Source organism: Agrococcus sp. UYP10 (genome assembly GCF_040547205.1).
GTDB classification, from domain to species: domain Bacteria; phylum Actinomycetota; class Actinomycetes; order Actinomycetales; family Microbacteriaceae; genus Agrococcus; species Agrococcus jenensis.
The window spans coordinates 843,402-863,901 of record NZ_JBEPPG010000001.1; the positions used below are offsets into that span (position 1 = coordinate 843,402).

At 72.2% G+C, this 20,500-nt stretch carries 19 protein-coding genes; 12 read left to right on the forward strand and 7 right to left on the reverse strand.

The window, feature by feature from the left end:
* Window positions 1–104: 104 nt before the first annotated feature.
* On the forward strand, window positions 105–575 hold the full coding sequence (locus tag ABIB37_RS04150) for a GIY-YIG nuclease family protein (protein ID WP_354257067.1): 471 nt from the start codon (window positions 105–107) through the stop codon (window positions 573–575).
* A 7-nt stretch (window positions 576–582) separates the two neighbouring features.
* Here ABIB37_RS04150 and ABIB37_RS04155 read toward each other — a convergent pair whose 3' ends face one another.
* Window positions 583–888, reverse strand: a complete 306-nt coding sequence (locus tag ABIB37_RS04155) for a putative quinol monooxygenase (RefSeq protein WP_354257070.1) — start codon at window positions 886–888, stop codon at window positions 583–585.
* A 70-nt stretch (window positions 889–958) separates the two neighbouring features.
* Window positions 959–1,888 (reverse strand): DUF429 domain-containing protein, encoded by a 930-nt coding sequence (locus tag ABIB37_RS04160; RefSeq protein ID WP_354257073.1) that lies wholly within the window; start codon window positions 1,886–1,888, stop codon window positions 959–961.
* An 80-nt stretch (window positions 1,889–1,968) separates the two neighbouring features.
* On the opposite strand from ABIB37_RS04160, the gene ABIB37_RS04165 reads away from it, so the two are divergent.
* Window positions 1,969–5,370: a TM0106 family RecB-like putative nuclease gene (locus tag ABIB37_RS04165; protein ID WP_354257076.1), complete on the forward strand. Its 3,402-nt coding sequence runs from the start codon at window positions 1,969–1,971 to the stop codon at window positions 5,368–5,370.
* A gap of 153 nt (window positions 5,371–5,523) precedes the next feature.
* The gene (locus tag ABIB37_RS04170) at window positions 5,524–5,922 is read left to right on the forward strand and encodes a GlcG/HbpS family heme-binding protein (protein WP_354257079.1); all 399 of its coding nucleotides are present in this window, start codon (window positions 5,524–5,526) and stop codon (window positions 5,920–5,922) included.
* Window positions 5,923–6,064: 142 nt separating this feature from the next.
* On the opposite strand, the gene ABIB37_RS04175 is transcribed toward ABIB37_RS04170, so the two are convergent.
* Entirely contained in the window at window positions 6,065–6,589 is a 525-nt protein-coding gene (locus tag ABIB37_RS04175; protein ID WP_354257082.1) for a hypothetical protein, read from the reverse strand.
* A gap of 159 nt (window positions 6,590–6,748) precedes the next feature.
* On the opposite strand from ABIB37_RS04175, the gene ABIB37_RS04180 reads away from it, so the two are divergent.
* Complete coding sequence (locus ABIB37_RS04180) at window positions 6,749–7,258, forward strand: hypothetical protein (protein WP_123696820.1); 510 nt, start codon at window positions 6,749–6,751, stop codon at window positions 7,256–7,258.
* Window positions 7,259–7,273: 15 nt separating this feature from the next.
* On the opposite strand, the gene ABIB37_RS04185 is transcribed toward ABIB37_RS04180, so the two are convergent.
* The gene (locus ABIB37_RS04185; protein ID WP_354257085.1) at window positions 7,274–7,825 is read right to left on the reverse strand and encodes a hypothetical protein; all 552 of its coding nucleotides are present in this window, start codon (window positions 7,823–7,825) and stop codon (window positions 7,274–7,276) included.
* Window positions 7,826–7,945: 120 nt separating this feature from the next.
* On the opposite strand from ABIB37_RS04185, the gene ABIB37_RS04190 reads away from it, so the two are divergent.
* Complete coding sequence (locus ABIB37_RS04190; RefSeq protein ID WP_354257088.1) at window positions 7,946–9,373, forward strand: phytoene desaturase family protein; 1,428 nt, start codon at window positions 7,946–7,948, stop codon at window positions 9,371–9,373.
* Window positions 9,374–9,534: 161 nt separating this feature from the next.
* Window positions 9,535–11,034, forward strand: coding sequence for a lipase maturation factor family protein (locus ABIB37_RS04195; protein WP_354257091.1), 1,500 nt, complete (start codon window positions 9,535–9,537; stop codon window positions 11,032–11,034).
* 105 nt (window positions 11,035–11,139) lie between these two features.
* Here the strand turns inward: ABIB37_RS04195 and ABIB37_RS04200 are convergent, their stop codons facing one another.
* The gene (locus tag ABIB37_RS04200) at window positions 11,140–12,378 is read right to left on the reverse strand and encodes an FUSC family protein (protein ID WP_354257094.1); all 1,239 of its coding nucleotides are present in this window, start codon (window positions 12,376–12,378) and stop codon (window positions 11,140–11,142) included.
* Between the two features lie 138 nt (window positions 12,379–12,516).
* Here ABIB37_RS04200 and ABIB37_RS04205 point away from each other — a divergent pair, with 138 nt between their 5' ends.
* Window positions 12,517–13,665 (forward strand): YncE family protein, encoded by a 1,149-nt coding sequence (locus ABIB37_RS04205; protein WP_354257096.1) that lies wholly within the window; start codon window positions 12,517–12,519, stop codon window positions 13,663–13,665.
* A gap of 55 nt (window positions 13,666–13,720) precedes the next feature.
* Here ABIB37_RS04205 and ABIB37_RS04210 read toward each other — a convergent pair whose 3' ends face one another.
* Window positions 13,721–13,912 carry a hypothetical protein gene (locus ABIB37_RS04210; RefSeq protein ID WP_354257099.1) on the reverse strand — a complete coding sequence of 64 codons (192 nt, stop codon included), beginning with the start codon at window positions 13,910–13,912 and terminating at the stop codon, window positions 13,721–13,723.
* A 654-nt stretch (window positions 13,913–14,566) separates the two neighbouring features.
* Between ABIB37_RS04210 and ABIB37_RS04215 the strand changes: the two genes are divergently transcribed.
* The 5 genes from ABIB37_RS04215 to ABIB37_RS04235 all read left to right on the forward strand — a co-directional run bounded on the left by ABIB37_RS04215 (window position 14,567) and on the right by ABIB37_RS04235 (window position 19,495).
* A complete protein-coding gene (locus ABIB37_RS04215) occupies window positions 14,567–15,280 on the forward strand; it encodes a FadR/GntR family transcriptional regulator (protein WP_354257102.1) in 714 nt (237 codons plus the stop codon).
* A complete protein-coding gene (locus ABIB37_RS04220) occupies window positions 15,277–16,143 on the forward strand; it encodes an NAD(P)-dependent oxidoreductase (RefSeq protein WP_354257105.1) in 867 nt (288 codons plus the stop codon). Before ABIB37_RS04215 ends, ABIB37_RS04220 begins: the two co-directional genes overlap by 4 nt.
* A 117-nt stretch (window positions 16,144–16,260) precedes the next feature.
* Entirely contained in the window at window positions 16,261–17,601 is a 1,341-nt protein-coding gene (locus ABIB37_RS04225) for an MFS transporter (RefSeq protein ID WP_123696803.1), read from the forward strand.
* Entirely contained in the window at window positions 17,598–18,503 is a 906-nt protein-coding gene (locus ABIB37_RS04230; protein WP_354257108.1) for a transketolase, read from the forward strand. The genes ABIB37_RS04225 and ABIB37_RS04230 overlap by 4 nt, the downstream gene beginning before the upstream one ends.
* On the forward strand, window positions 18,500–19,495 hold the full coding sequence (locus ABIB37_RS04235) for a transketolase family protein (RefSeq protein WP_354257111.1): 996 nt from the start codon (window positions 18,500–18,502) through the stop codon (window positions 19,493–19,495). The genes ABIB37_RS04230 and ABIB37_RS04235 overlap by 4 nt, the downstream gene beginning before the upstream one ends.
* A gap of 279 nt (window positions 19,496–19,774) precedes the next feature.
* Here ABIB37_RS04235 and ABIB37_RS04240 read toward each other — a convergent pair whose 3' ends face one another.
* Window positions 19,775–20,464, reverse strand: a complete 690-nt coding sequence (locus tag ABIB37_RS04240) for a GntR family transcriptional regulator (RefSeq protein ID WP_354257114.1) — start codon at window positions 20,462–20,464, stop codon at window positions 19,775–19,777.
* Window positions 20,465–20,500 lie beyond the last annotated feature (36 nt).

A 20,500-nucleotide genomic window follows, 5' to 3' on the forward strand; every position in this document is an offset into this window, starting at 1 on the left:
CGAAGCCGGCGACCCGGTCGGCGATCGACGGACGATGCGTCACGAGCTCGCCGACCGTTGGCGAGCGCTCGCGGAGCGGCGCGACCCTGGGCTACGTTGCCGCCATGGCGTGGACACGCGAGCAGCTTCGGCACGACGGATTCGGCGGCTTCGTCAGCTGGGCCGCCATGGAGCGCTCGCACATCCCCGCCGAAGCTGGCGTCTACGTCGTGTTGCGCGACCCGGGGACGACTGCCGACTTCCTCGAGGCCTCCGCGGGTGGATGGTTCAAGGGCAGGAACCCCAGCGCCCGCCCCGACGTGCTGGCGGCCGCGTGGGTCGAGGCAGCCGACATCCTCTACATCGGCAAGGCAACCTCGCTGCGCAACAGACTGTGGGCATACCGGCAGTTCGGAGACGGTCGACCCGTCGGCCATTGGGGCGGCCGGTACATCTGGCAGCTCACCGATAGCCAAGCGCTCGTGGTTGCGTGGCGGCCGACACCGGACGAGTCGCCCCGGGACGTCGAGCGCCGGATGATCGCGGACTTCGTGCAGTCCTATGGCCGCAGGCCATTCGCCAACCTCCGGGGATGACGCCGAATCAGTCGATGACGCCGTCGCCCGAGTAGCCCACGACGACGCGGCTCTCGAGCATCGGGATGATCTGCATCTTGCCGATCGATGCGAAGTGGGCGCTCTCGCGGTGCGCGGTGAACGCCTCCTCGTCTTCGTAGACCTCGACGATGGTGAAGACGTTCGGCCGCTCGAGGTCGCGGGCGATCGAGTAGGAGATGTTGCCCTCCTCCTGCCGACTCGCCTCGGCGAGCAGCGGCAGCCGCTGTGCGACGCGGTCGGCGGTGTCGGGCTTGGCGGTGTAGGTCGCGATGGCGACGTAGTGCTGGCTCATGGCAGGCCCCCTTCGATCCGTTCAGCGTAGGCGCGCGAGCCTCACGGTCAGCCGCGCGTCTGCCGACGGCCTACTCCGCAGCGGCGCGGATCTCCTGCAGGGCCGCTTCCAGCAACCGGGCTTCGTCGGGTGCGAGTGCCCACGTCCCGGTCGGGCCGTCGAGCGCGAAGTCCGGGGTGAAGCTGATCGAGGCGCCGTCCGCTGCACCTGCTTCCTCGAAGCGGACCTGCCGCCTCGGGGCAACCCGATCGGCGCGAGCCCTCGGCTGATGACCGGGCTTCTCAGGCGCGACGATGTAGCCGTCGGCGAGGTCGCCGTAGACCTCGAGCCGAGGATCCTGCACCGACCAGAGCCACGCGAGCCAACCGCAGAAGATGCCGTCGACCTCGTCCTCGATCCGATTGAGGTCGCCGTGCTTGGTGGACGACGCGGCGATCGCCCGCAGCTCGCCCCAGCGTGGCACCTCCGCCAGCCGCAGCGAGTCGACACCTTCGAGCAGCTCGAGCAGTCGCAGGAACTCGGCCTTCCGGTACTCGAACGGGTACTTCGCCTTGTGCTTGTACTTGAGGATGAGGTCGAGGTCCCAGAGCCCGACCATGGCGGGGTGCGGGTAGACCTCGATGGCGACGCCCTCGCGAGTGCCGTTCGGGTCCATCGGCAGTCCGAGCCAGGTCGCGAGCGCTGCGCCACGCGGGGGATTGAACTCCGGCTTGCCGAGGTTCGTCGAGTGCGGGCTAGCGTCGAAGCGACCGAACGCTGCGTGGATGAGCGACTCGCACCTGCGACGGCCGGTCGCGTTCGTGACGACGAGCGGCGCATCGATGGCCACGACGCCCAGTCGCTTGGCATGGGAAGCGATCCACGCGACGATCTCGGCGTCCCCATGCGCGCTTCCCGATGCGAGCAAGCGCCCATCGGCGGCGACTGCAGCCAGGCCGGTGCGGTTCTTCGACCCCCATGCGAGGTCGATGCCGATGTGGACGGTCGGGTGCGCGCTCATTCGGCCAACGTATCCGCGTCCGCTCGGTCTGCATCGTCGTGTCACCCGCGCTCCGTAGGCTCGCTGCCAAGGAGGCGACGATGATCCTCGAAGCCGGCGACGTGCTGCTCACCGCGAGCGACCTGACGCGCGCGAGCACGTGCGAGTGGCAGGTGCTGACCTCGCTCGACGCGAAGCTCGGCCGACGCGAGCCCGTGCCGGCCGAGGCCGACGCGATGCTGGACCGCACCGCCGAGCTCGGCGACCGGCACGAGGAGGCGCTGCTCGAAGTTCTCCGCACCCGCACCGACGTCGTCGAGATCCCCAAGGGGCTCGATGCGGAGGGACGCTCGCTCGCCGTCGCGATGACTCGCAAGGCCGTGGACGACCTCGCCGGCGCGATCTTCCAGGCCGCGTTCGAGGGTGAGCGGTTTTTCGGCTACGCCGACTTCGTCGAGCTCGACGACGAGGGCAGCTACGTCGTCTCCGACGCGAAGCTCGCCCGCCGCGCGAAGGTGACCGCGCTGCTGCAGCTCGCCGCCTACGCCCGCGCGCTGCGCTCGATGGGCGTGCCGGTCTCCGACGAGGTGCGGCTGCTGCTCGGTGACGGTCGCGTCAGCGTGCACGAGCTTCGCGACATCGAACCGGTGCTGCTCGAGCGGCGAGCGCGGCTCGAGCAGATCGTCGACGAGCGGCTCGCGGCCGACGCCGCGCTCCCTTGGGGCCTTGACGGCATCCTCGCCTGCGGCCAGTGCGCGGCGTGCGCCGAGCAGATCGAGCTGCACGACGACGTCTTCCAGGTCGCCGGCATCCGCAAGCAGCAGCGCGACCGGCTGCGCGCCGCCGGCATCGTCACGATGCCGCAGCTCGCGGATGCCGCGGCCGGTCCACCGGGGATGGCCGCGGCGACGTTCGCCGCGCTGCAGCGGCAGGCGAGGTCGCAGCTGCGCTCGCGCGACGCATCCGCCGTGACCTTCGACGTCGTCGATGAGGCAGCCATCCGCGAGCTGCCGCCGCCGTCGTCCGGCGACCTGTTCTTCGACTTCGAGGGTGACCCGCTCTGGCAGCAGGGCGACATCTGGGGGCTCGACTACCTCTTCGGCGTGCGCGACGCCGACGGCGTGTTCACCGGCTTCTGGGCGCACTCGCTCGCCGAGGAGCGGCAGGCGCTCATCGACTTCCTCGCGTACGTCGACGAGCGGCGGCAGCGGCATCCCGACCTGCACATCTACCACTACGCCTCCTACGAGCGCACGCACCTGCTGAGCATCGCCGCCCGCCACGGTGTCGGCGAGGAGCAGATCGACGACCTCCTGCGCGGCTCGGTGCTGGTCGACCTCTACCCGGTCGTGAAGCGGTCGCTCGTGATCGGCAGCCCGAGCTACTCGCTCAAGAAGCTCGAGCCGCTGTACATGCCGGGCTCGCGGATGGGCGAGGTGACGAACGCCGGCGACTCGATCGTGTGGTTCCAGCAGGCGACCGAGCTGCGGGAGGCAGGCGAGGCGGCGAAGGCAGACGCGCTCTTCGCGCAGATCGAGGAGTACAACGCCTACGACGTCGAGTCGACGCAGCGGCTGCGCGACTGGCTGCTGGAGCTCGTGGCCGAGCCCTCGGAGGGGGCGCCGGTCCGAGACGCCGCACCGCCGAAGGAGCTCTCGCCGGAGCGCGCCGAGGTCATCGCAGCGCGCGAGGCGCTCGTCGAGCGGCTGCTCGCGGGCGCGGGTGACGACCCTGCTGATCGCACACCCGACCAGATGGCGCTCGCGCTCGCTGCCGCCGCGGTCGGATACCACGCGCGCGAGCGCAAGACGTTCTGGTGGGAGCACTTCAAGCGGCTCGCGGACCCGCTCGACGACTGGCGCGACCAGCGCGACGTCATCACGGTCGACGAGGTGCTCGAGGTCGGGCCGTGGGAGCAGGCGAAGCAGAGCCTCGTGCGCCGCGTCCGCTTCCGCGGCACGGTCGGGCCGGGCACGCGGCTCTCGGACGAGACGACGCAGCAGTTCGCCGTCTACGAGCCGCCGCACCTGGCCGGCGACGACCAGAATGCGTGGCGCTCGACGCACGCGAAGACGACGCTGATGCTCGACGAGGACGTGTTCGAGCTCGTCGAGAGCGCGGGCCGCCACACCACGGCGATCCCGTGGGAGGCGACGCCGATCGCGCTCACGCCGGCGCAGCCGCCCAACAGCGCGCCGCTCGAGCAGTCGATCGAGCGCTGGGCCGATGCCCTCGCCGACGCGCTCGAGGACGGCGGCGAGCTCGCGGCGGCGCTGCCGGACGACGCCTCCCTCGACGTGCTGCGGCGCCGGGCGCCTGCTCGTCTCGCCGCGGTGGAGGGTGACGGCACCACCGACGCGATCGTCCGCTCGCTCGCCGAGCTCGACGCATCCTTCGTCGCCGTGCAGGGTCCGCCTGGCACCGGCAAGACCTACACGGGCGCGCGCGTGATCGCCGCGCTCGTGCGGCGCGGCTGGCGGATCGGCGTGGTCGCGCAGTCGCACGCGACCGTCGAGCACATGCTCGAGGGCGTCGTCGAGGCGGGAGTGCCGGCCGATCGGGTGCTGAAGAAGCCGCGCGAGGGCGACGTCGACGCCCACGCGTGGACAGCGGTGAAGGATGCGTCCGAGGCGCTGGGCGGTGAGCCGGGCGTGATCGGTGGCACGGCATGGGCGTTCGCGGGGCACGCGAACAAGGGGTTCGCGCCGCTCGACCTGCTCGTCATCGACGAGGCCGGGCAGTTCTCGCTCGCGAACACGGCCGCCGCGGGACGCGCTGCGCGGAGGCTGCTGCTCATCGGCGACCCGCAGCAGCTGCCGCAGGTGAGCCAGGGCACGCACCCGGCGCCGGTCGACGGCTCGGCGCTCGGCTGGCTGTGCGCTGGCGAGGCGGTCATCCCCGAGCGCTTCGGCTACTTCCTCGGCACGTCGTGGCGGATGCATCCGCAGCTCTGCGCGGCCGTCTCCGACCTCGCCTACGACGGGCGGCTCGGCGCGCACGACTCCGCGCGCCGCCTGACCGGCGTCGAGCCGGGGCTCGAGCCCGTCGCGGTGCGGCACGCGGGCAGCACGACTTCATCGAGCGAGGAGGCGGACGCAGTCGTCTTGATCGTGCGCGACCTGGTGGGCCGCGAGTGGCACGACGAGACCGGGACCCGGCCGCTGAAGGCGAGCGACGTGATCGTCGTCGCGCCCTACAACGCCCAGGTAGGGCTGCTGCACGACCGGCTCGCCGCCGCGGGCTTCGGTGACGCCTCGGTCGGCACGGTCGATCGCTTCCAGGGGCGGGAGGCGGCGGTCGTGATCGTCTCGATGGCGGCGTCGAGCGCGGTCGACGTGCCGCGCGGCATCGAGTTCCTGCTGTCGGTGAACCGGCTCAACGTCGCGATCTCGCGGGGGCAGTGGCGGGCGTACCTCGTGCATTCCCCCGGGCTCCGCGCGCACCTGCCGCCGACGCCGGAGGGCGTGGCGCAGCTGAGCGCGTTCCTGCGGCTGCTCGCCTGAGCCGCGGGCGCGCGGCGGTCGCGAGCAGCGGCGGTCGTCACCGTCCCGGCCGCCCCTGGCCCCGCCTCCGCCGCTCTGTGAGACTCGGGGAGCGCGCCGGTGCGTCACCGCTCCGGCCGCGGCGCACTCGCGCCACCGACGAGAGGATGCAGCATGACCGTGAAGCTCGAGGACGCCCGCCGCGTGATCGCCGCCGCTGAGGCGAAGGCCGACGAGATCGGCCAGCCCATGAACATCGCCGTCGTGGACGCCGGCGGGAACCTGGTCGCGCACGTGCGGCAGGACGGCGCGTGGATCGGCAGCGTCGACATCTCGATCAGCAAGGCCTGGACGTCGCGTGCCTTCGACATCTCGACGAAGGACCTCGGGGACAACTCCCAGTCGACCCAGCAGTTCTTCGGCATCAACACGACGAACGGCGGCAAGGTCGCGATCTTCGCCGGCGGCATCCCGCTGACGCGCGACGGTGCGGTCGTCGGCGCCGTCGGCGTCAGCGGCGGATCGGGCGCCCAGGACCACTCGGTCGCGGAGGCGGGCGCCGCAGCCTTCTGATCGCTCCTGTCCTACTGCGGACCACGGCGCCCGAACGTTGTGCACCTGAGCCGACCCTCGACTGGATAGTGCTGTCGAGCGGCCTCCCGTGCGCACTTCTTCCGGATGGACGGAGCCCCCGCGAGCGTCGGTGCGCGCGTCGCTACTGCCCGACGACCGGCGGCGCGACGCGCGGCGCCTCGGCGCGGCGGCGCGCGAGTGACACCATCCACTCGACGAGCAGCGCGAGCAGCCCGCCGAGCCATGGGATCGCCGCGACCATGGCGATCACAGCTGACACGTCGTTGACCGGCGAGTCAGTGCCCGTGCTGCCGAGCATGAGGCCGAGCGTCGAGGCGACCGACTCGCTCGTGTCGCCGCCGTCGACCACCGTGAGGCCGACGATGAGCACCCCGATCGAGGTGAGCCACGACCAGATGACGGCGCGCGTGCGATGACCTGGTCTGCGGAGCGATCCGCGCCGGCGCAGCATGCCGACGGCCGCCGGCACGACGACAGCCGCGTACCCGGTGAGCCAGATCGGGAACGAGAAGACCATGCCGACGAGCAGCCAGCCGCCAGTGGGCAGCTTGAGCGCGATGGCCACGAGCGGCGCGAGGATGGCGACCCACGCGGCGGTGAGGAGCGCCGCGTCGTCATGGCCGCGCTCGGGCGGGTTCGGATGCATGCGGCTAGCGTGCCGCATCGACCTGCGGAGTGCGGCACGCGCGCCGAGTCGCGGTGGTGCAACGGGGCGCCGGTCTCGGAGCAGCGCGCAGCACGCCCGCACCCATCTCCCAGGACGAGGCGGGACAGTTGGGGGACACACTCTCGATCGGAGGCCACGATGACCGACCGTCGCAGCGATGCCGACGACAACCTCGCGACCTACCTCAACGAGCACCTGCTCGCCTCAGAGGGCGGCGTGCAGGCGTTCAAGGCGGCGGCGCGCACCTTCGAGGGCACCGCCCACGAGCAGGCGCTGCTCGCGCTCTCCGGCGAGATCGAGCGCGACCGGCGCGACCTCGCGCGCATCATCCAGCAGCTCGGGTTCCGACCGAAGGGCTGGAAGCGCCTGCTCACGGGACTCCTGCGCATCGGCGGCGGCGTGAACCCCGTCAACCTGCTGCGCCTGCGCCGCAGCTCGCTCGCGCAGATGGAGCTCGACTTCCTCACCGGGGCCGTGCGGGCGAAGCGGTCGATGTGGGATTCGCTGCTGGAGCTCGCGGAGAGCGACCCAAGGCAGGATCGCGCGCTCCTCCTCTCGCTGCAGCTGCGCGCCGACCAGCAGATCGAGGAGATCCAGCGCATCAACCGCGAGACGGTGCGGGAGCGCTTCCATCGCAGCGCCGACTGAGCGCGTTCTAGCGGCTCATCCGAGTCGCGGCGGCAGGACCGGCGCCGCGACCAGCGCGGACGCGCGCCGCGCCCTGACAGCGGCGACGATCCACTCGACGACGAGCGCCGCCCAGCCCACGATCCACGCCACCGCCGCGATCCAGGAGACGGCCTCGGTCAGGCTGTGCGCCGGCGACGGGCTGACGGGCGCGCCCAGCATGAGCGTGAGCGTCGACTGGACGGACTCCGTCGTATCGCCGCCGTCGATCACGGTGAAGCCGAGCACGACGATACCCACGGACGTCAGCAGCGCCCAGATGATGGCGCGGACGCGGCGAGCGCCGAACCGCAGCTGCCCGCGGCGCCGGAGCATGCCGAGCGACACCGCGACGATGAGCAGCCCGTAGCCGGCGAGCCAGAGCAGCCCTGAGATGAAGAAGAAGACCATGAGCCAGCCGCTCGACGGCAGCTTTACGAGCACGGCCACGATCGGCGCGGCGATCGCGATGATCCCGGCGACGACGGTGCCAGGGCCGGGCGTGGGCGGTGGCGCATACCTCGGTGCCGGCTGCGGAGCGTACGTCATGAGGAGAGCATGGCCCGAGACGGCGAGAAGCGCATCGGGCATCCCGCGGCGGCTTGCACCCGCCCTCCGTCCGCGTCAGGCTGAGGATGTACCCCGAGAGCACCGACGAGAGGAGGCCGCATGACCACCGCCGTCATCGTCGGCGCCGGACCCAACGGCCTCACCGCCGCCGCCGTGCTCGCTCGCGCCGGCCTCGACGTCACCGTGCTCGAGCGTCTCGACTACGTCGGCGGTGCGAGCGCATCCGTACCCGCCTTCGGCGACCAGGCGATCATCGACCTCGGCGCCGCCGGGCACCCGTTCGGCGCGACGAGCCCCGCCTTCCGGGCGCTCGGGCTCGAGCAGCACGGGCTGGAGTGGGTGCACGCCGACTTCCCGATGGCGCACCCGCTACCCGGCGGCCGCGCGGCGGTGCTGCACCGCGACGCCGAGCAGACCGCGCGCGAGCTGGGCATCGACGCCCGCGCCTGGCTGCGGCTGCACAAGCCGGCGACGGACGACCCCAACGGCACGGCCGAAAGCATCCTCGGGCCGCTCGTGCGCATCCCGAGCGACCCGCTGCTGCTCGCCCGCATCGGCGTGCGCGGTGCCTGGCCCGCGACGATGCTCGCGCACACGATCTTCCGCTCCGGTGCCGCGCAGGCGCTCTTCGCCGGCAGCGTCACGCACGCCACGCTGCCGCTCGGCTACCCGCTGACGAGCGCGTTCGGCGTCGCCTTCGGCGGCGTCGGCCACACCGCCGGCTGGCCGTTCGCGAAGGGCGGGTCGCAGTCGATCGTGGATGCGCTGGCCCGCGTCGCCGAGCTCGCCGGCGCCCGCATCCAGACGGGTATCGACGTGACCGACCTGGGCGACCTGCCCGATGCCGACCTGATCCTGCTCGACGTCACGCCGCACCAGCTCGCGCGCATCGCCGGCGACCGCATCGAGGGGCCGTACGCGAAGCGCCTGCGGACCTGGAAGTACGGGCCGGCCGTCTCGAAGCTCGACTTGCTGCTCGACGGCCCGGTGCCGTGGGAGGACGAGCGGGTCGCTCGCGCGGGCACCGTGCACCTCGGCGGCACGATGGCCGAGATCGCGGCCGCCGAGCACGCGGTCGCGGTGGGACGGATGCCGGACGAGCCGTTCGTGCTCGTCACGCAGCCGACCGCTGCAGACCCGGATCGTGCGCCCGCGGGGCGGCACATCCTGTGGGCGTACGCACACGTGCCGCACGCGTGGCCGGGCGATGCATCCGCGGCCATCGAGCGGCAGATCGAGAGGTTCGCGCCGGGCTTCCGCGACCGCATCCTGGAGCGGCGGCCCATGACGCCGGCCGCGATGGAGCTGTGGAACCCGAACCTCGTCGGCGGCTCGATCGGCGGCGGCACGCTCGCGGGCACGCAGCAGCTGCTCCGACCGGTGCTCGCGCACCCGTACCGCGTGCCGATGCCGGGCCGCGTCTTCCTGTGCTCGTCGTCGACGCCGCCGGGCGGCGGCGTCCACGGCATGAGCGGCTGGCACGCGGCGCACGCGGCGCTGCGCGAGATCGGTGTGCACGAGGGCTGAGCGATGGGTGAGCGCGTGGGTCTGGCGGTGCTCGAGCGTCTCTCGCCTGGGCTTGGGGCGGCGCGGCGCCTTGGTCTCGATACGCGCGGCTCCGCCGTGCTACTCGACCAGCGTGTGGGGACCGGTCTCCTCGACCAGCGTGAGGGGACGGAGGGCTAGCGATGGACTGGGCAGCGATCGTCGGCTGGCTCGACGCCCCGCACGCGGAGCTCGCCCGCCAGGTGCTGCAGCGCGGGACGGCCGCCATCTTCGCCGTCGCGTTCCTCTCGACGCTGCTGCAGTTCCCGGCGTTGCTGGGCGAGCGCGGTCTCTCCCCCGCCCCGCGTTACATCGCCGCCGGCGCGCTCGAGGGCCAGCCGAGCATCTTCCGGTGGCACTACTCCGATCGCTTCCTGCGCATCCTCTGCGTCGTCTGCATCGCGATCGCGCTCGCGCTCGTCGCTGGCCTGCCGCAGCTCGGCCCGCCGTGGCTGCCGATGCTCGCGTTCCTCGTGCTCTGGATCGTCTACCTCTCGATCCTGCCGATCGGCCAGGTGTTCTACGGCTTCGGCTGGGAGCTGCTGCTGTGCGAAGCAGGGTTCCTGGTCGCCTTCCTCGGCTCGGATGCGGTGGCGCCGCCGACGCTCGCGCTGCTGCTCATCGTCTGGCTGGTGTTCCGGCTCGAGTTCGGCGCCGGCATGATCAAGCTGCGCGGCGGCCTCGAGTGGCGCGACCTGACGGCGCTCATGTACCACCACGAGACGCAGCCGATGCCGAATCCGCTCAGCCGCTGGGCGCACCTCGCGCCGGCGTGGTGGCACAAGGTCGAGGTGCTCGGCAATCACTTCGCGCAGCTCGTCGCGCCGTGGGTGCTGCTCGTCTGCGCGCTCGGCGCGATCGGCGGGGTTCGCGGCGACGCGGCCGGCGTCACCGCGGTGCTCGGCGCCATCATGACGGCTGCCGCAGCGATCATGATCCTCACGCAGGGCTGGCTCGTGCTGACCGGCAACTTCGCCTGGCTCAACTGGATCACGATCGTGCTCGCGTTCGCGGCCGTCGACGATCGCGTGATCGCGTGGCTGCTGCCCGCCTGGCCCGCGACGCGCGCGTACGAGCCGACGCCGGTGTGGTTCGGCATCCTCATCGCCCTCGTCTTCATCGCCTACGCCTGGCTCTCGATCCCGTCGGCGCGCAACCTCGCGGCGGAGCGCCAGCTCATGAACGCCTCGTTCAACCGGCTGCGGCTCGCCAACGCCTATGGCGCGTTCGGCACCGTGACGAAGCGGCGCGACGAGATCATCATCGAGGGCACGATGGCGGATGCGCCGGAGGACGACGACTGGGTCGAGTACGGCTTCAAGGGCAAGCCCGGCGACGTACGGCGGGTGCCGGCCTGGTTCGCGCCGTACCACCTGCGCCTCGACTGGCTCATGTGGTTCCTGGCGCTGGGACAGCGGGGCACGTGGTTCCGGGTGCTGCTCGAGCGGCTGCTCGAGGCTGACCGGCCGACCCTGCGGCTGCTCGGTCACGACCCGTTCGACGGCGAGCCACCGCGCTGGGTGCGGGCGCGCGTCTATCGCTACCGCTTCGCCACCCGCGCCGAGCGGCGCGCGACCGGCCAGGTGTGGATGCGCGAGGACCGCGGGCTGCTCGTCGCGCCGATGGGGCTCGCCCGCCGCTGACCGCACTGGGCGGGTTTCCGGTACCGATGTGTCGGTGCGAGGCACCCGGGACCGACACATCGGTACCGGAACCGGAGCAGGTCCGCGTCGTTGCCAGGCGCCCGGTCAGCTCGAGGGCTGCGGCGGCTGGGCGGAGGCCGCCCAGTCCACCCGCTCGCGCATCGCCCGCAGCGCGAAGACGACCGTCGCGACGCCCGACTGCGGCTCCTCGTGCGCGATCGAGCTGCGGTAGAGCGCGTCGATGGCCTCCTGCGAGGTCGCCGACGCGGCGTCGACGTCGCCGCGGTCGTGCCACGCGCGCAGCTGCACGGCGAGCGCCGCGACGGCATCGGCGGCGAGCCTCCGCTCGTCGCGCTCGAGCGTGATCTCGATCGGCCGGTCCCACGCTGCGGCCGCGAGCGCCTCGAGCACGTCGTCCATCCGGAAGACGACCGAGCGCAGCGCCGACACCGCCTGCTCGTCGGCGTCGAGGTCGTGCCGGTGCCACAGCATCCGCACGTTGAAGCGTCGCGCCTCACGCGCCTCGTCGACCTGCGCGTCGAGCGCGACGACCCGGTCGCGGAGCTCCGGGCCCCACCCCGCCCAGTCCTCGCGCTCGGGTGGCCACTCGCCCCTGAGCGTGTCGGCGAGCACCTCCGTGCGCTCGGCGAGGTCGTCGACGGTGTCGTGGATCTGCTGCCGCGTCTCGCGGTCGTAGAGCGGCGGCATCGCCACGGCGTTCACGAGCACGCCGATCGCCATGCCGAGCGTGAACTGCCCGACGTAGCCGATCGCGTAGCCGTCGGCATCGACGCCGCCGAAGATGATGACGAGCAGCGCGACGACCGGCACGACCGTCGCGGCCTGGCCGAAGCGAGGGATGCCCTGCATGAGCACGGCGACCCCCGCGATGAGGCCGATCTTGGCGATGCCGGGCCACTCGACGGCGAGCAGGCCGATACCGATGATCGCGCCCACCAGCATGCCGATCGCCTGCCGCAGCGCGGTGCGAGCGACGGTGAAGATCGTGGTGCCGGTCGCGACGAACGCCCCGAGTGGCGCGGCGTAGGCGTAGTCGGCCAGATCGCCGCCCATCCGGTTGGCGAGCAGCCAGGCGGCCATCGCGGCGAGCGCCGCCCGCACGGCGATCGCGACGCGGAACATCGGCAGGGCGCGGGCGACCGAGCGCTTCGCCACGCGCGCGGCGGCCTTCGCGTCGGGCGCGGCCGCGGTCATGGGCGCGAGCGCGCCCTCACCGGTCACCTCGGGATCGGCGACGGATGCGGGCCCGGTGCCGGTCGTCGACGCCTCGTCGCGCCCACCCCCGTCGAGCGGGCCACCACGCGGCTCATCAGGTCGAGTCACGGAGCCACCGTAGTCCCCCATCGGGGGACGAAGCAGCCACCGACGCGGATGGCCAACGCTCGCTGCTGAGCGCCCGGACGCTGCAGTCCCCGATGCTGAGAGCATGGGGGCGTGCGGAGCGCGGTGAGGATCGCGGCGATGGTCATCGCGGCCACGCTGCTCGCCGGCTGCGTGCCCGGGGCGCTCGTCCCGACGCCGAGTCCCGCCGCATCCGCGACGCGCTCAACCGCGCCGGAGCCGTCGACGGCGCCGACACCGACGCCGTCCCCGCAGGCGACCCCCGTGCTGCTGGCGACCCTCGCCGCATCCGACGGGCTGGCGATCGTCGACCCGGATGCCCGGGCGCCGGTGCTCGACGTCGTCACGGTGGGGCGGGCGCCGTGGGGCGTCGCCGCCACGGCCGACACCGCGTTCGTCGCGACAGCGGAGGGGCTCGCGGTGGTCGACCTCGCGAGCCGGGAGCGCACAGCGCTCGTGCCCTACCTGCACGACGCGCAGCTGCATCCGCCAGGGTCCGACGCGTTCGGGGAGTACCGCGACGGCGGGCTCGGCATCGCCGTCTCGCCCGACGGCGCCCGCGTGTACGTCGCCGTGCACCGCTGGCCCGACCCGGCCTGGCTCGAGGTCTTCGACGTCGAGCTGGGCGCCTTCGCCGGGAGTGCCGACGTGGGCGTGCGTCCGTTCGACGTGCTCGCCGACCCCGAGGGCGCGTGGGTAGCGACCGTCGACCACGACAGCTGCACCGTGTCGCTCGTCGACACCGCGACGCTCGCGGTCGAGCAGGTCGAGATCGCGCCGTTCGGCAACTTCGGCTTCGCGGGGTGGGAGAAGCCGCACTACGCCGCGCTGACCGACGACGACCGGATCGCGCTGCCGTACCAGGGGCTCGTGACGGTGCTCCTCGACCCGGGGACCGGCGAGACCGAGCGGGTCGAGGCGTCGGCGAACTCGCACCAGCACGGCGTCGCGACCGCGCCCGACGGGCGACTCGTCTCCGCCGGCACCGGGCCGTTCGGCACGGCGACCGGGGGCACGAACGTCTCCTTCCTCGACCCCTCGGACGGCGACGAGGTCGTCGTGCCGCTCGCGCACCCGCACGAGACCGTCGCGATCTGGCAGCCGGAGGGCGACGGCGGCTGGGAGGCGGTGCTCGCCGGCGGCTTCACGCGCGACGGCTGGTGGGACGGCCTGACCCTCGTCGATCCCTCGGGCTCCATCCGGGAGGTGCCGCTCGAAGGGCGGCCGCAGCACGTCATCTCGGCGACCTTGCCAGCCGTCGCGCCCTGACCGAGCACAGCGAAGCGGGGCCGTCCCGGTGGGAACGGCCCCGCTGATGCTGCGGTCACGACAGCAGCGTGCGTGCGAGTGCGTCCATCGAGGCGCGGTCGCGGGCTGCGACAGCGCGCTCGAAGGCGGCGGCCTCGCGGCGAGCCTGCTCGGTGACGACGGGCTCCAGGGCCCAGCGCTCGAGCAGTCGCGAAGCACTCAGTGCGAGCCGGCGGGGAGCCGGCAGCGAGAGGGTCAGGGTTGACATGGTGATGCTGCTTTCTGGCATGGCGATATCGCCCTGCGAATGGGCGTGCGATATCGCTGGAGGAATTGCGTGTGAATTGCGCGATGAACTGCACCATTGGGTGCGGATGCGCGGAATGCGACGAGCGCCGGTCGGACCGCGATGGACGCGGCCGTGCAGCTGTCGCTGATCAGCGAGGGGTGAAGGGAGGCGCAGGGCTCAGATGCCTGCTGTGGCCTGGCGATCGCGATGCCGGTGATGGCATCGCGGGCCGGTGGCCCGTGCGCTCCGCGCTAGCGGATCCCGCCGGGGAGGAGGGCTCCAGTGGTCTGGATCTTGACGGTCATGAACACGAGCTCCTCCTTTCTCGACGTGCGGGAGTTCGCAAGAGCGAAGGTATACCGAGGTCGCGGCGGAATGCAAGCGGGATCGCGGAATTGGATGGATGAATTCTGGAATGGGGGACAGAGCGGGGTGGAATGGTCGCGGCTCGACCAGCAGAGGCGGGGCGCGCCGTCCGGCTCGACCAGCAGAGGCGGAGCGCGCCGCCCGGCTCGACCCAGCAAGCGGCCAGGATTGGTCAGACCAATCTTGACAAGCAGCGCCCGTGTGCGGTAGCGTCCTGCACATTGGTCAGACCAATCGGTCGGGCCGCTCGATGGCGAGGGAGGCGACATGGACGAGACGCGCGAGGCGTTCGCGATCCAGCTGATCGGCCTCTCGACGCCCGAGCCCGACGGCTCCCGTCGTCTCTTCCCCGAGCGCGAGCTCTGCACTCGCCTCGACGTGAGCCGCGGCTCGCTCCGCGAGCGCCTCTCCGAGCTCGAGTCGATCGGCATCCTCTCTCGCCGCCAAGGCCACGGCACCTACCTGCAGGCGCCCGGCCCCGACGTCATCCGCACGTACTTCACCACCATGCGCGCCCTCGGATTCCTCGACTCGAGCGAGATCGCCGAGGCTCGCGAGATGCTCGAGACCGTCGTCGCTGTGCAGGCCGCACGCCGCGCCGGCGACGCCGACGCCGAGCGCCTCCGCGACCTCGTCGACGAGATGGTCGCGTGCACCGCGGCCGGCGACCACGACCGCGCGACCGAGGCCGACCTCGCGTTCCACGCCGAGCTCTTCGCCATCGTCGCCAACCCGGTGTTCACCATGGTCCACAACGGGCTCGCCCACGCGCTCGCGCAGGCGATGCACGAGCGCCGGGCCGCCGCCATCGCCGCCGAGGGCGTGACCGCCGACGGGCGGGCCGAGACGGACACCATCCACTATCCGATCGTCGAGGCGATCGCCGCGAACGACCCCGATGCCGCCCGCAGCGCGATCCGCCGGCACTTCGAGATCCACTCGCTCATCACGCTGGACACCGCCAAGGAGGGCACCCCGTGACCACTTCATCCCCCGTCGTCTTCGTCGGACTCGGTGCCATCGGCACCCCGATGTCGCAGCGCATCGCGGCGGCCGGCTTCGCCGTCACCGGCGTCGACCCGTTCGAGGCGGCGCGCGAGCGCTCGGCAGCGGCCGGCATCCCCGCCGTCGCGAGCATCGCGGAGGCGCCGGCCGACGGCGACGTCGTCGTCATGGTCGCCACGCCCGACCAGCTCGACGAGCTCGTGGCACAGGCGACATCCGCGGGCGTCGCCGCGGGACGCACGTGGGTCGTCATGTCGACCGTCGGCCCGGATGCCGTCCGTCGCGCCGGCGAGCAGCTCACGGCAGCGGGCGCCCGCGTCGTCGACGCGCCGGTCACCGGCGGCGTCGCCCGCGCCACGACCGGCGAGCTCATCATCTTCGCGTCCGGCGCGGAGCAGGACCTCGCCGCGACCGCCGACCTGCTCCGGCCGCTCGGCACCGCCCGCATCGTCGGCACCGACCTCGGGCAGGGCCAGGCGATCAAGGTCGTCAACCAGCACCTCTGCTCGGTGCACATCGTCGCGGCGGCCGAGGCGCTCGCGCTCGGCGAGGCGCTCGGGCTCGACAAGGCCGATGTGCTCGACCTCGTCGGCGGAGGCGCGGCCGGCAGCTGGATGCTCAGCGACCGCGGCCCCCGCATGCTGCAGGGCGCTGACGCCGAGGTCACCAGCACGATCGGCATCTTCGTCAAGGACTCCGGCCTGGTCGCGGATGCGGCCGCCGGCGTCGGCGCGGAGGTGCCGGTGCTCGCCGCCGCCCGCGAGCGATACCTGCTCGCCGCATCCGCGGGGCTCGAGCGCCGCGACGACAGCAGCGTCATCGAGACCTACCAGCACTAGACCCAGCGGCTCGAGCCCCTGGGTCCGAGCGCAGCTCCCGCCACGGCCGATCCCGGCACGGGCTCACCACGCACGCACCCAGCACGAACGCCCGCGAGGCATGTTCGAGGAGGAACCATGTCCACCAGCAGCACCACCGACGCGCAGCCGCCCGTCGCGAAGAAGGACAACGCCGTCAAGGTGTCGCTCGCGTCGATGATCGGCACGGTCGTCGAGTCCTACGACTTCTTCATCTACGCGACCGCATCCGCCACCTACTTCGGCGCCGTGTTCTTCGCGACCGACGACCCGCTGGTCGGCGCGCTCGCCTCGTTCGCGACCCTCGCGATCGGCTTCCTCTTCCGTCCGCTCGGCGGCTACCTCGCCGGCCACTTCGGCGACCGCATCGGCCGCAAGCGCGTGCTCATCTGGTCGCTCGTGGTGATGGGCGTGGTGACGACGCTCATCGGCGTGCTGCCGACCTTCGCGACCATCGGCATCGCCGCGCCGATCATGCTCATCCTGCTGCGCGTCATCCAGGGCGTGGCCTACGGCGCCGAGTGGGGCGGCGCGGTGCTCATGGCCGTCGAGCACGCGCCCACGCACCGCCGCGGCTTCTTCGGCGCGCTGCCGCAGATCGGCATCCCCGGCGGCCTGCTCGTCGCCAACGGCACGATCCTCGCGACGAGCGGCCTGCCCGGCGACTGGGCCTGGCGCGTGCCGTTCCTGCTCGCGAGCGTCATGGTGATCATCGGCCTCTTCATCCGCCTCAAGGTGGCCGAGAGCCCCGCGTTCGAACAGGCGAAGGAGCAGGGCGAGCTGCTCAAGCAGCCCGCGCTCGAGACCCTCAAGCAGGACTGGCGCGTGATCGTCCGCATCATCGGCCTGCGCCTCGCCGAGACCGGCGGCTACTACGTGACCACCGCGTTCACCGTCACCTACGTCGGCCTCGCCTCCATCACGGCCGGCTCGAACGTGCTGATCGGCACGCTCGTCGGATCGGCGCTCGGGCTCGGCAGCCACCTGCTCTTCGGCGCGCTCAGCGACCGGATCGGCCGCAAGAAGGTCTTCCTCATCGGCTCGGTCTTCACGATCCTGTTCGGCATCCCGATGTTCCTGCTCATCAACACCGGTTCGCTCGTCATGATCGTCATCGCGATCGCGCTCTCGCTGCTGCTGAGCCACGACCCGATCTTCGCGGTCGAGTCGAGCTGGTTCTCCGAGCTCTTCCCCGCCAACCGCCGCACCTCGGGCATCTCGCTCGGCTACAACGGCGCCGCCATCATCGCCGGCTTCCTGCCCTTCATCGCCACCGCCGCCTACGGGTGGATGGGCTGGATGGGCCCGGCGCTGCTGCTCACCCTGCTCGGCGTCATCTCGACGCTGACCGCGATCACGGCTCGCGAGACCGCGCCCGCCGTGGTCGGCGCATCCGCCGCCGCATCCGACACCCGCATCGCAGAGAGGGTCTCCGCATGACCATCGCCGACACCGCCGCCCGCGTCGCGGGCAAGGACGGCCGCAGCCGCGACGAGCGCATCACCGCCGTCGCCGACAGCGCCTACCGGGCTCGCCACCACGCCCTCGACATGGGCGAGGTGCAGGGACAGGGCTACGTCGGGCAGGCGCTCGGCGCCGCCGACATGATGGCCGCCGTCTACGCCGACCAGCTGCGCTACGACCCGGCCGACCCGCACTGGGAGGGACGTGACCGCTTCCTCCTCTCCACCGGGCACTACGCGATCGGCTTCTACGCCGCGATCGCCGACGCGGGCATCGTGCCCGTCGAGGAGCTGCTCACCTACGCGACCGACGACTCCCGCCTGCCGATGTCGGGCATGGCGTCGTACACGCCGGGCATGGAGATCTCGGGCGGCTCGCTCGGCCACGGCCTGACGGTCGCGGTGGGCATGGCGCTCGCGCTGCGGCTGCAGGGCCGCTCGGACCAGCGCGTCCTCAACTTCCTCTCCGACGGCGAGCTCGACGAGGGCTCGACGTGGGAGGCCGCGATGGGCGCCGCCCACCACCGCCTCGGCAACCTCACGGCGATGGTCGACATGAACGCGCTGCAGGCCGACGGCCCGACCGCGTCGGTGCTGCGCATCGAGCCGGTCGAGGAGAAGTGGCGCGCGTTCGGCTGGCACGCCATCCGCATCGACGGCAACGACCCGGCGGCGCTGATCGACGCGCTCGACGAGTGCGCGGCGATCGCCACGGCAGACGGCCAGCCGCAGGTCATCATCTGCGACACGAAGGTCGGGCGCGGCGTGCCGCTGCTCGAGGAGCGCGAGAAGGCGCACTTCATGCGCATCGAGGAGCACGAGTGGCAGATCTGCCGCGAGCAGCTCACCGCAGGACGCGAGCAGGAGGCAGCACGATGACCACGGCCACGAAGCCCAAGGGGCTCAGCACGAGCGCGATGATCGCGTCGTTCGCAGACCCCGGCCAGCGCACCGAGTCGGCCCCGTTCGGCCACGCCCTCGCGGCGCTCGCTGAGCAGGACGAGCGGATCGTCGGCCTCACCGCCGACCTCGGCAAGTACACCGACATGCACATCTTCGCCGAGGCGCACCCCGAGCGCTTCTTCCAGATGGGCATGAGCGAGCAGCTGCTCTTCGGCGCCGCCGCAGGCATGGCCGAGCTAGGCCTCGTGCCGTTCGCGTCGACCTACTCGGTCTTCGCCGCGCGCCGGGCGTACGACTTCATCGCCCTCGACATCGCCGAGCCGAACCTCAACGTCAACGTGGTGGGTGGCCTCCCGGGCCTCACGACCGGCTACGGCCCGAGCCACCAGGCCACCGAGGACATGGCGATCTTCCGCGGCCTGCCGAACCTCACGATCGTCGACCCGTGCGACGCGCTCGACATCGCGCAGTCGGTGCCGCAGCTCGCCGCGCACGACGGCCCCACCTACCTGCGCCTGCTGCGCGGCAAGGTGCCGGCGGTGCTCGACGAGTACGACTACACGTTCGAGCTCGGCAAGGCCAAGGTGCTGCGGGGCGGTGCCGACGTCGTGCTCGTCTCGTCGGGGCTCATGACCATGCGTGCGCTGCAGGCGGCGGATGCGCTGGCGGCCCACAAGGTCGACGTGGCGGTCGTGCACTCCCCCACGATCAAGCCGTTCGACGCCGAGACCGTGGTCGCAGAGCTCGACACCCCGCGGCTCGCGTTCACGCTCGAGAACCACACGGTGGTCGGCGGGCTCTTCTCGGCGACGGCCGACGCCGCCGCGCAGCGGGGCCTCGGCAAGCGGATCGTGCCGATCGCGCTGCCGGACGAGTTCCTCGACGCCGGCGCCCTGCCGACGCTGCACGAGCGCTACGGCCTGTCGAAGGATCGCATCGTCGCGAAGGTGCTCGCCGAGCTGGGCTGAGGTGGGCACGAGGAGGGGCGGGGCGTCGGGCCCCGCCCCTCCGTCGTCGCTTGCGGTACCGATGTGCGGGTGCGGCCCGCGCGCATCCGCAGATCTGTACCGCAAACCGCGGGTCGCGCCGCGTTGCGGTACCGATGTGTCGCTCGAAGTCGCAGGGAGGCGACAACTCCTTACCGCAACCCGCTGGCCGGAGCACGTTCAAGGCACCGATGCGCCCGCCCTCAGCAGGAGCTGGCGGCACCTCGGTGCCACAACCGACTCCGGGTCGGAGGCGAGCGCTCAGCGGCTGAGTGACGCCTCCATGCGGGCCGCGATCACGTCGCGCGCCGAGGTGTTGTGCGCGCGCAGCACGCCGCGCGCGAGGTCGGCGTCGCCGCTCGCGATGGCCTCGACGATGGGCGCGTGCCGAGCGGCCGACATGTTGGCGATCGCGGTCTCCTGACCGGCCGCGGTGATGACCGCGCGCGCGAGCCCGCTCACCCGCCGCCACGACTCGACGAGCGTGCGGTTGCCGCTCGCGATGCAGATGGCTTCGTGGAACGCCAGGTCGGCCGCGACCTGATCGGCGATCGACGCCTGTTCGCTCTCCTCCATGCGCGCGAGCGCCTCGCGCAGCTGCGGCACGACCTCGTCGAGGTCGTCGCGCTGGCACACGACCTCGGCCGCCGCCGACTCGAGCGCGAACCGCACGTCGAAGATCTCGCGCACCTCCTCGGGCGTGACGACGCGCACCGAGAGGCGGCCGCGCGCATCCTTCGACAGCAGGCCCTCCTCCTCGAGGTGCCGCAGCGCCTCGCGCAGCGTGCCGCGGGAGACCCCGAGCGACGCGCTCAGCTCGGTCTCGGCGAGGTGCGTGCCCGGTGCGAGCTCTCCGGTGCTCACGGCCGACCGCAGCCGGTCGAGGATCAGCTCACGCCGCGTGACGCGCTCGATCGATCCCAGGGATCGGAACTGCGCATCGACTGTCATGTTGCCCACGGTACCGAGCATTCCTTCCTTGTGCCC

Coding starts and splice junctions, on each gene's coding strand:
- ABIB37_RS04160 (WP_354257073.1), bottom strand. CDS start 1,888: ATGAGCGCGCACCCGACCGTCCACATCGGCATCGACCTCGCATGGGGG.
- ABIB37_RS04180 (WP_123696820.1), top strand. CDS start 6,749: ATGACCGACCGTCGCAGCGATGCCGACGACAACCTCGCGACCTACCTC.
- ABIB37_RS04225 (WP_123696803.1), top strand. CDS start 16,261: ATGTCCACCAGCAGCACCACCGACGCGCAGCCGCCCGTCGCGAAGAAG.
- ABIB37_RS04210 (WP_354257099.1), bottom strand. CDS start 13,912: ATGTCAACCCTGACCCTCTCGCTGCCGGCTCCCCGCCGGCTCGCACTG.
- ABIB37_RS04235 (WP_354257111.1), top strand. CDS start 18,500: ATGACCACGGCCACGAAGCCCAAGGGGCTCAGCACGAGCGCGATGATC.
- ABIB37_RS04150 (WP_354257067.1), top strand. CDS start 105: ATGGCGTGGACACGCGAGCAGCTTCGGCACGACGGATTCGGCGGCTTC.
- ABIB37_RS04195 (WP_354257091.1), top strand. CDS start 9,535: ATGGACTGGGCAGCGATCGTCGGCTGGCTCGACGCCCCGCACGCGGAG.
- ABIB37_RS04215 (WP_354257102.1), top strand. CDS start 14,567: ATGGACGAGACGCGCGAGGCGTTCGCGATCCAGCTGATCGGCCTCTCG.
- ABIB37_RS04185 (WP_354257085.1), bottom strand. CDS start 7,825: ATGACGTACGCTCCGCAGCCGGCACCGAGGTATGCGCCACCGCCCACG.
- ABIB37_RS04205 (WP_354257096.1), top strand. CDS start 12,517: ATGGTCATCGCGGCCACGCTGCTCGCCGGCTGCGTGCCCGGGGCGCTC.
- ABIB37_RS04190 (WP_354257088.1), top strand. CDS start 7,946: ATGACCACCGCCGTCATCGTCGGCGCCGGACCCAACGGCCTCACCGCC.
- ABIB37_RS04165 (WP_354257076.1), top strand. CDS start 1,969: ATGATCCTCGAAGCCGGCGACGTGCTGCTCACCGCGAGCGACCTGACG.
- ABIB37_RS04155 (WP_354257070.1), bottom strand. CDS start 888: ATGAGCCAGCACTACGTCGCCATCGCGACCTACACCGCCAAGCCCGAC.
- ABIB37_RS04230 (WP_354257108.1), top strand. CDS start 17,598: ATGACCATCGCCGACACCGCCGCCCGCGTCGCGGGCAAGGACGGCCGC.
- ABIB37_RS04175 (WP_354257082.1), bottom strand. CDS start 6,589: ATGCATCCGAACCCGCCCGAGCGCGGCCATGACGACGCGGCGCTCCTC.
- ABIB37_RS04170 (WP_354257079.1), top strand. CDS start 5,524: ATGACCGTGAAGCTCGAGGACGCCCGCCGCGTGATCGCCGCCGCTGAG.
- ABIB37_RS04240 (WP_354257114.1), bottom strand. CDS start 20,464: ATGACAGTCGATGCGCAGTTCCGATCCCTGGGATCGATCGAGCGCGTC.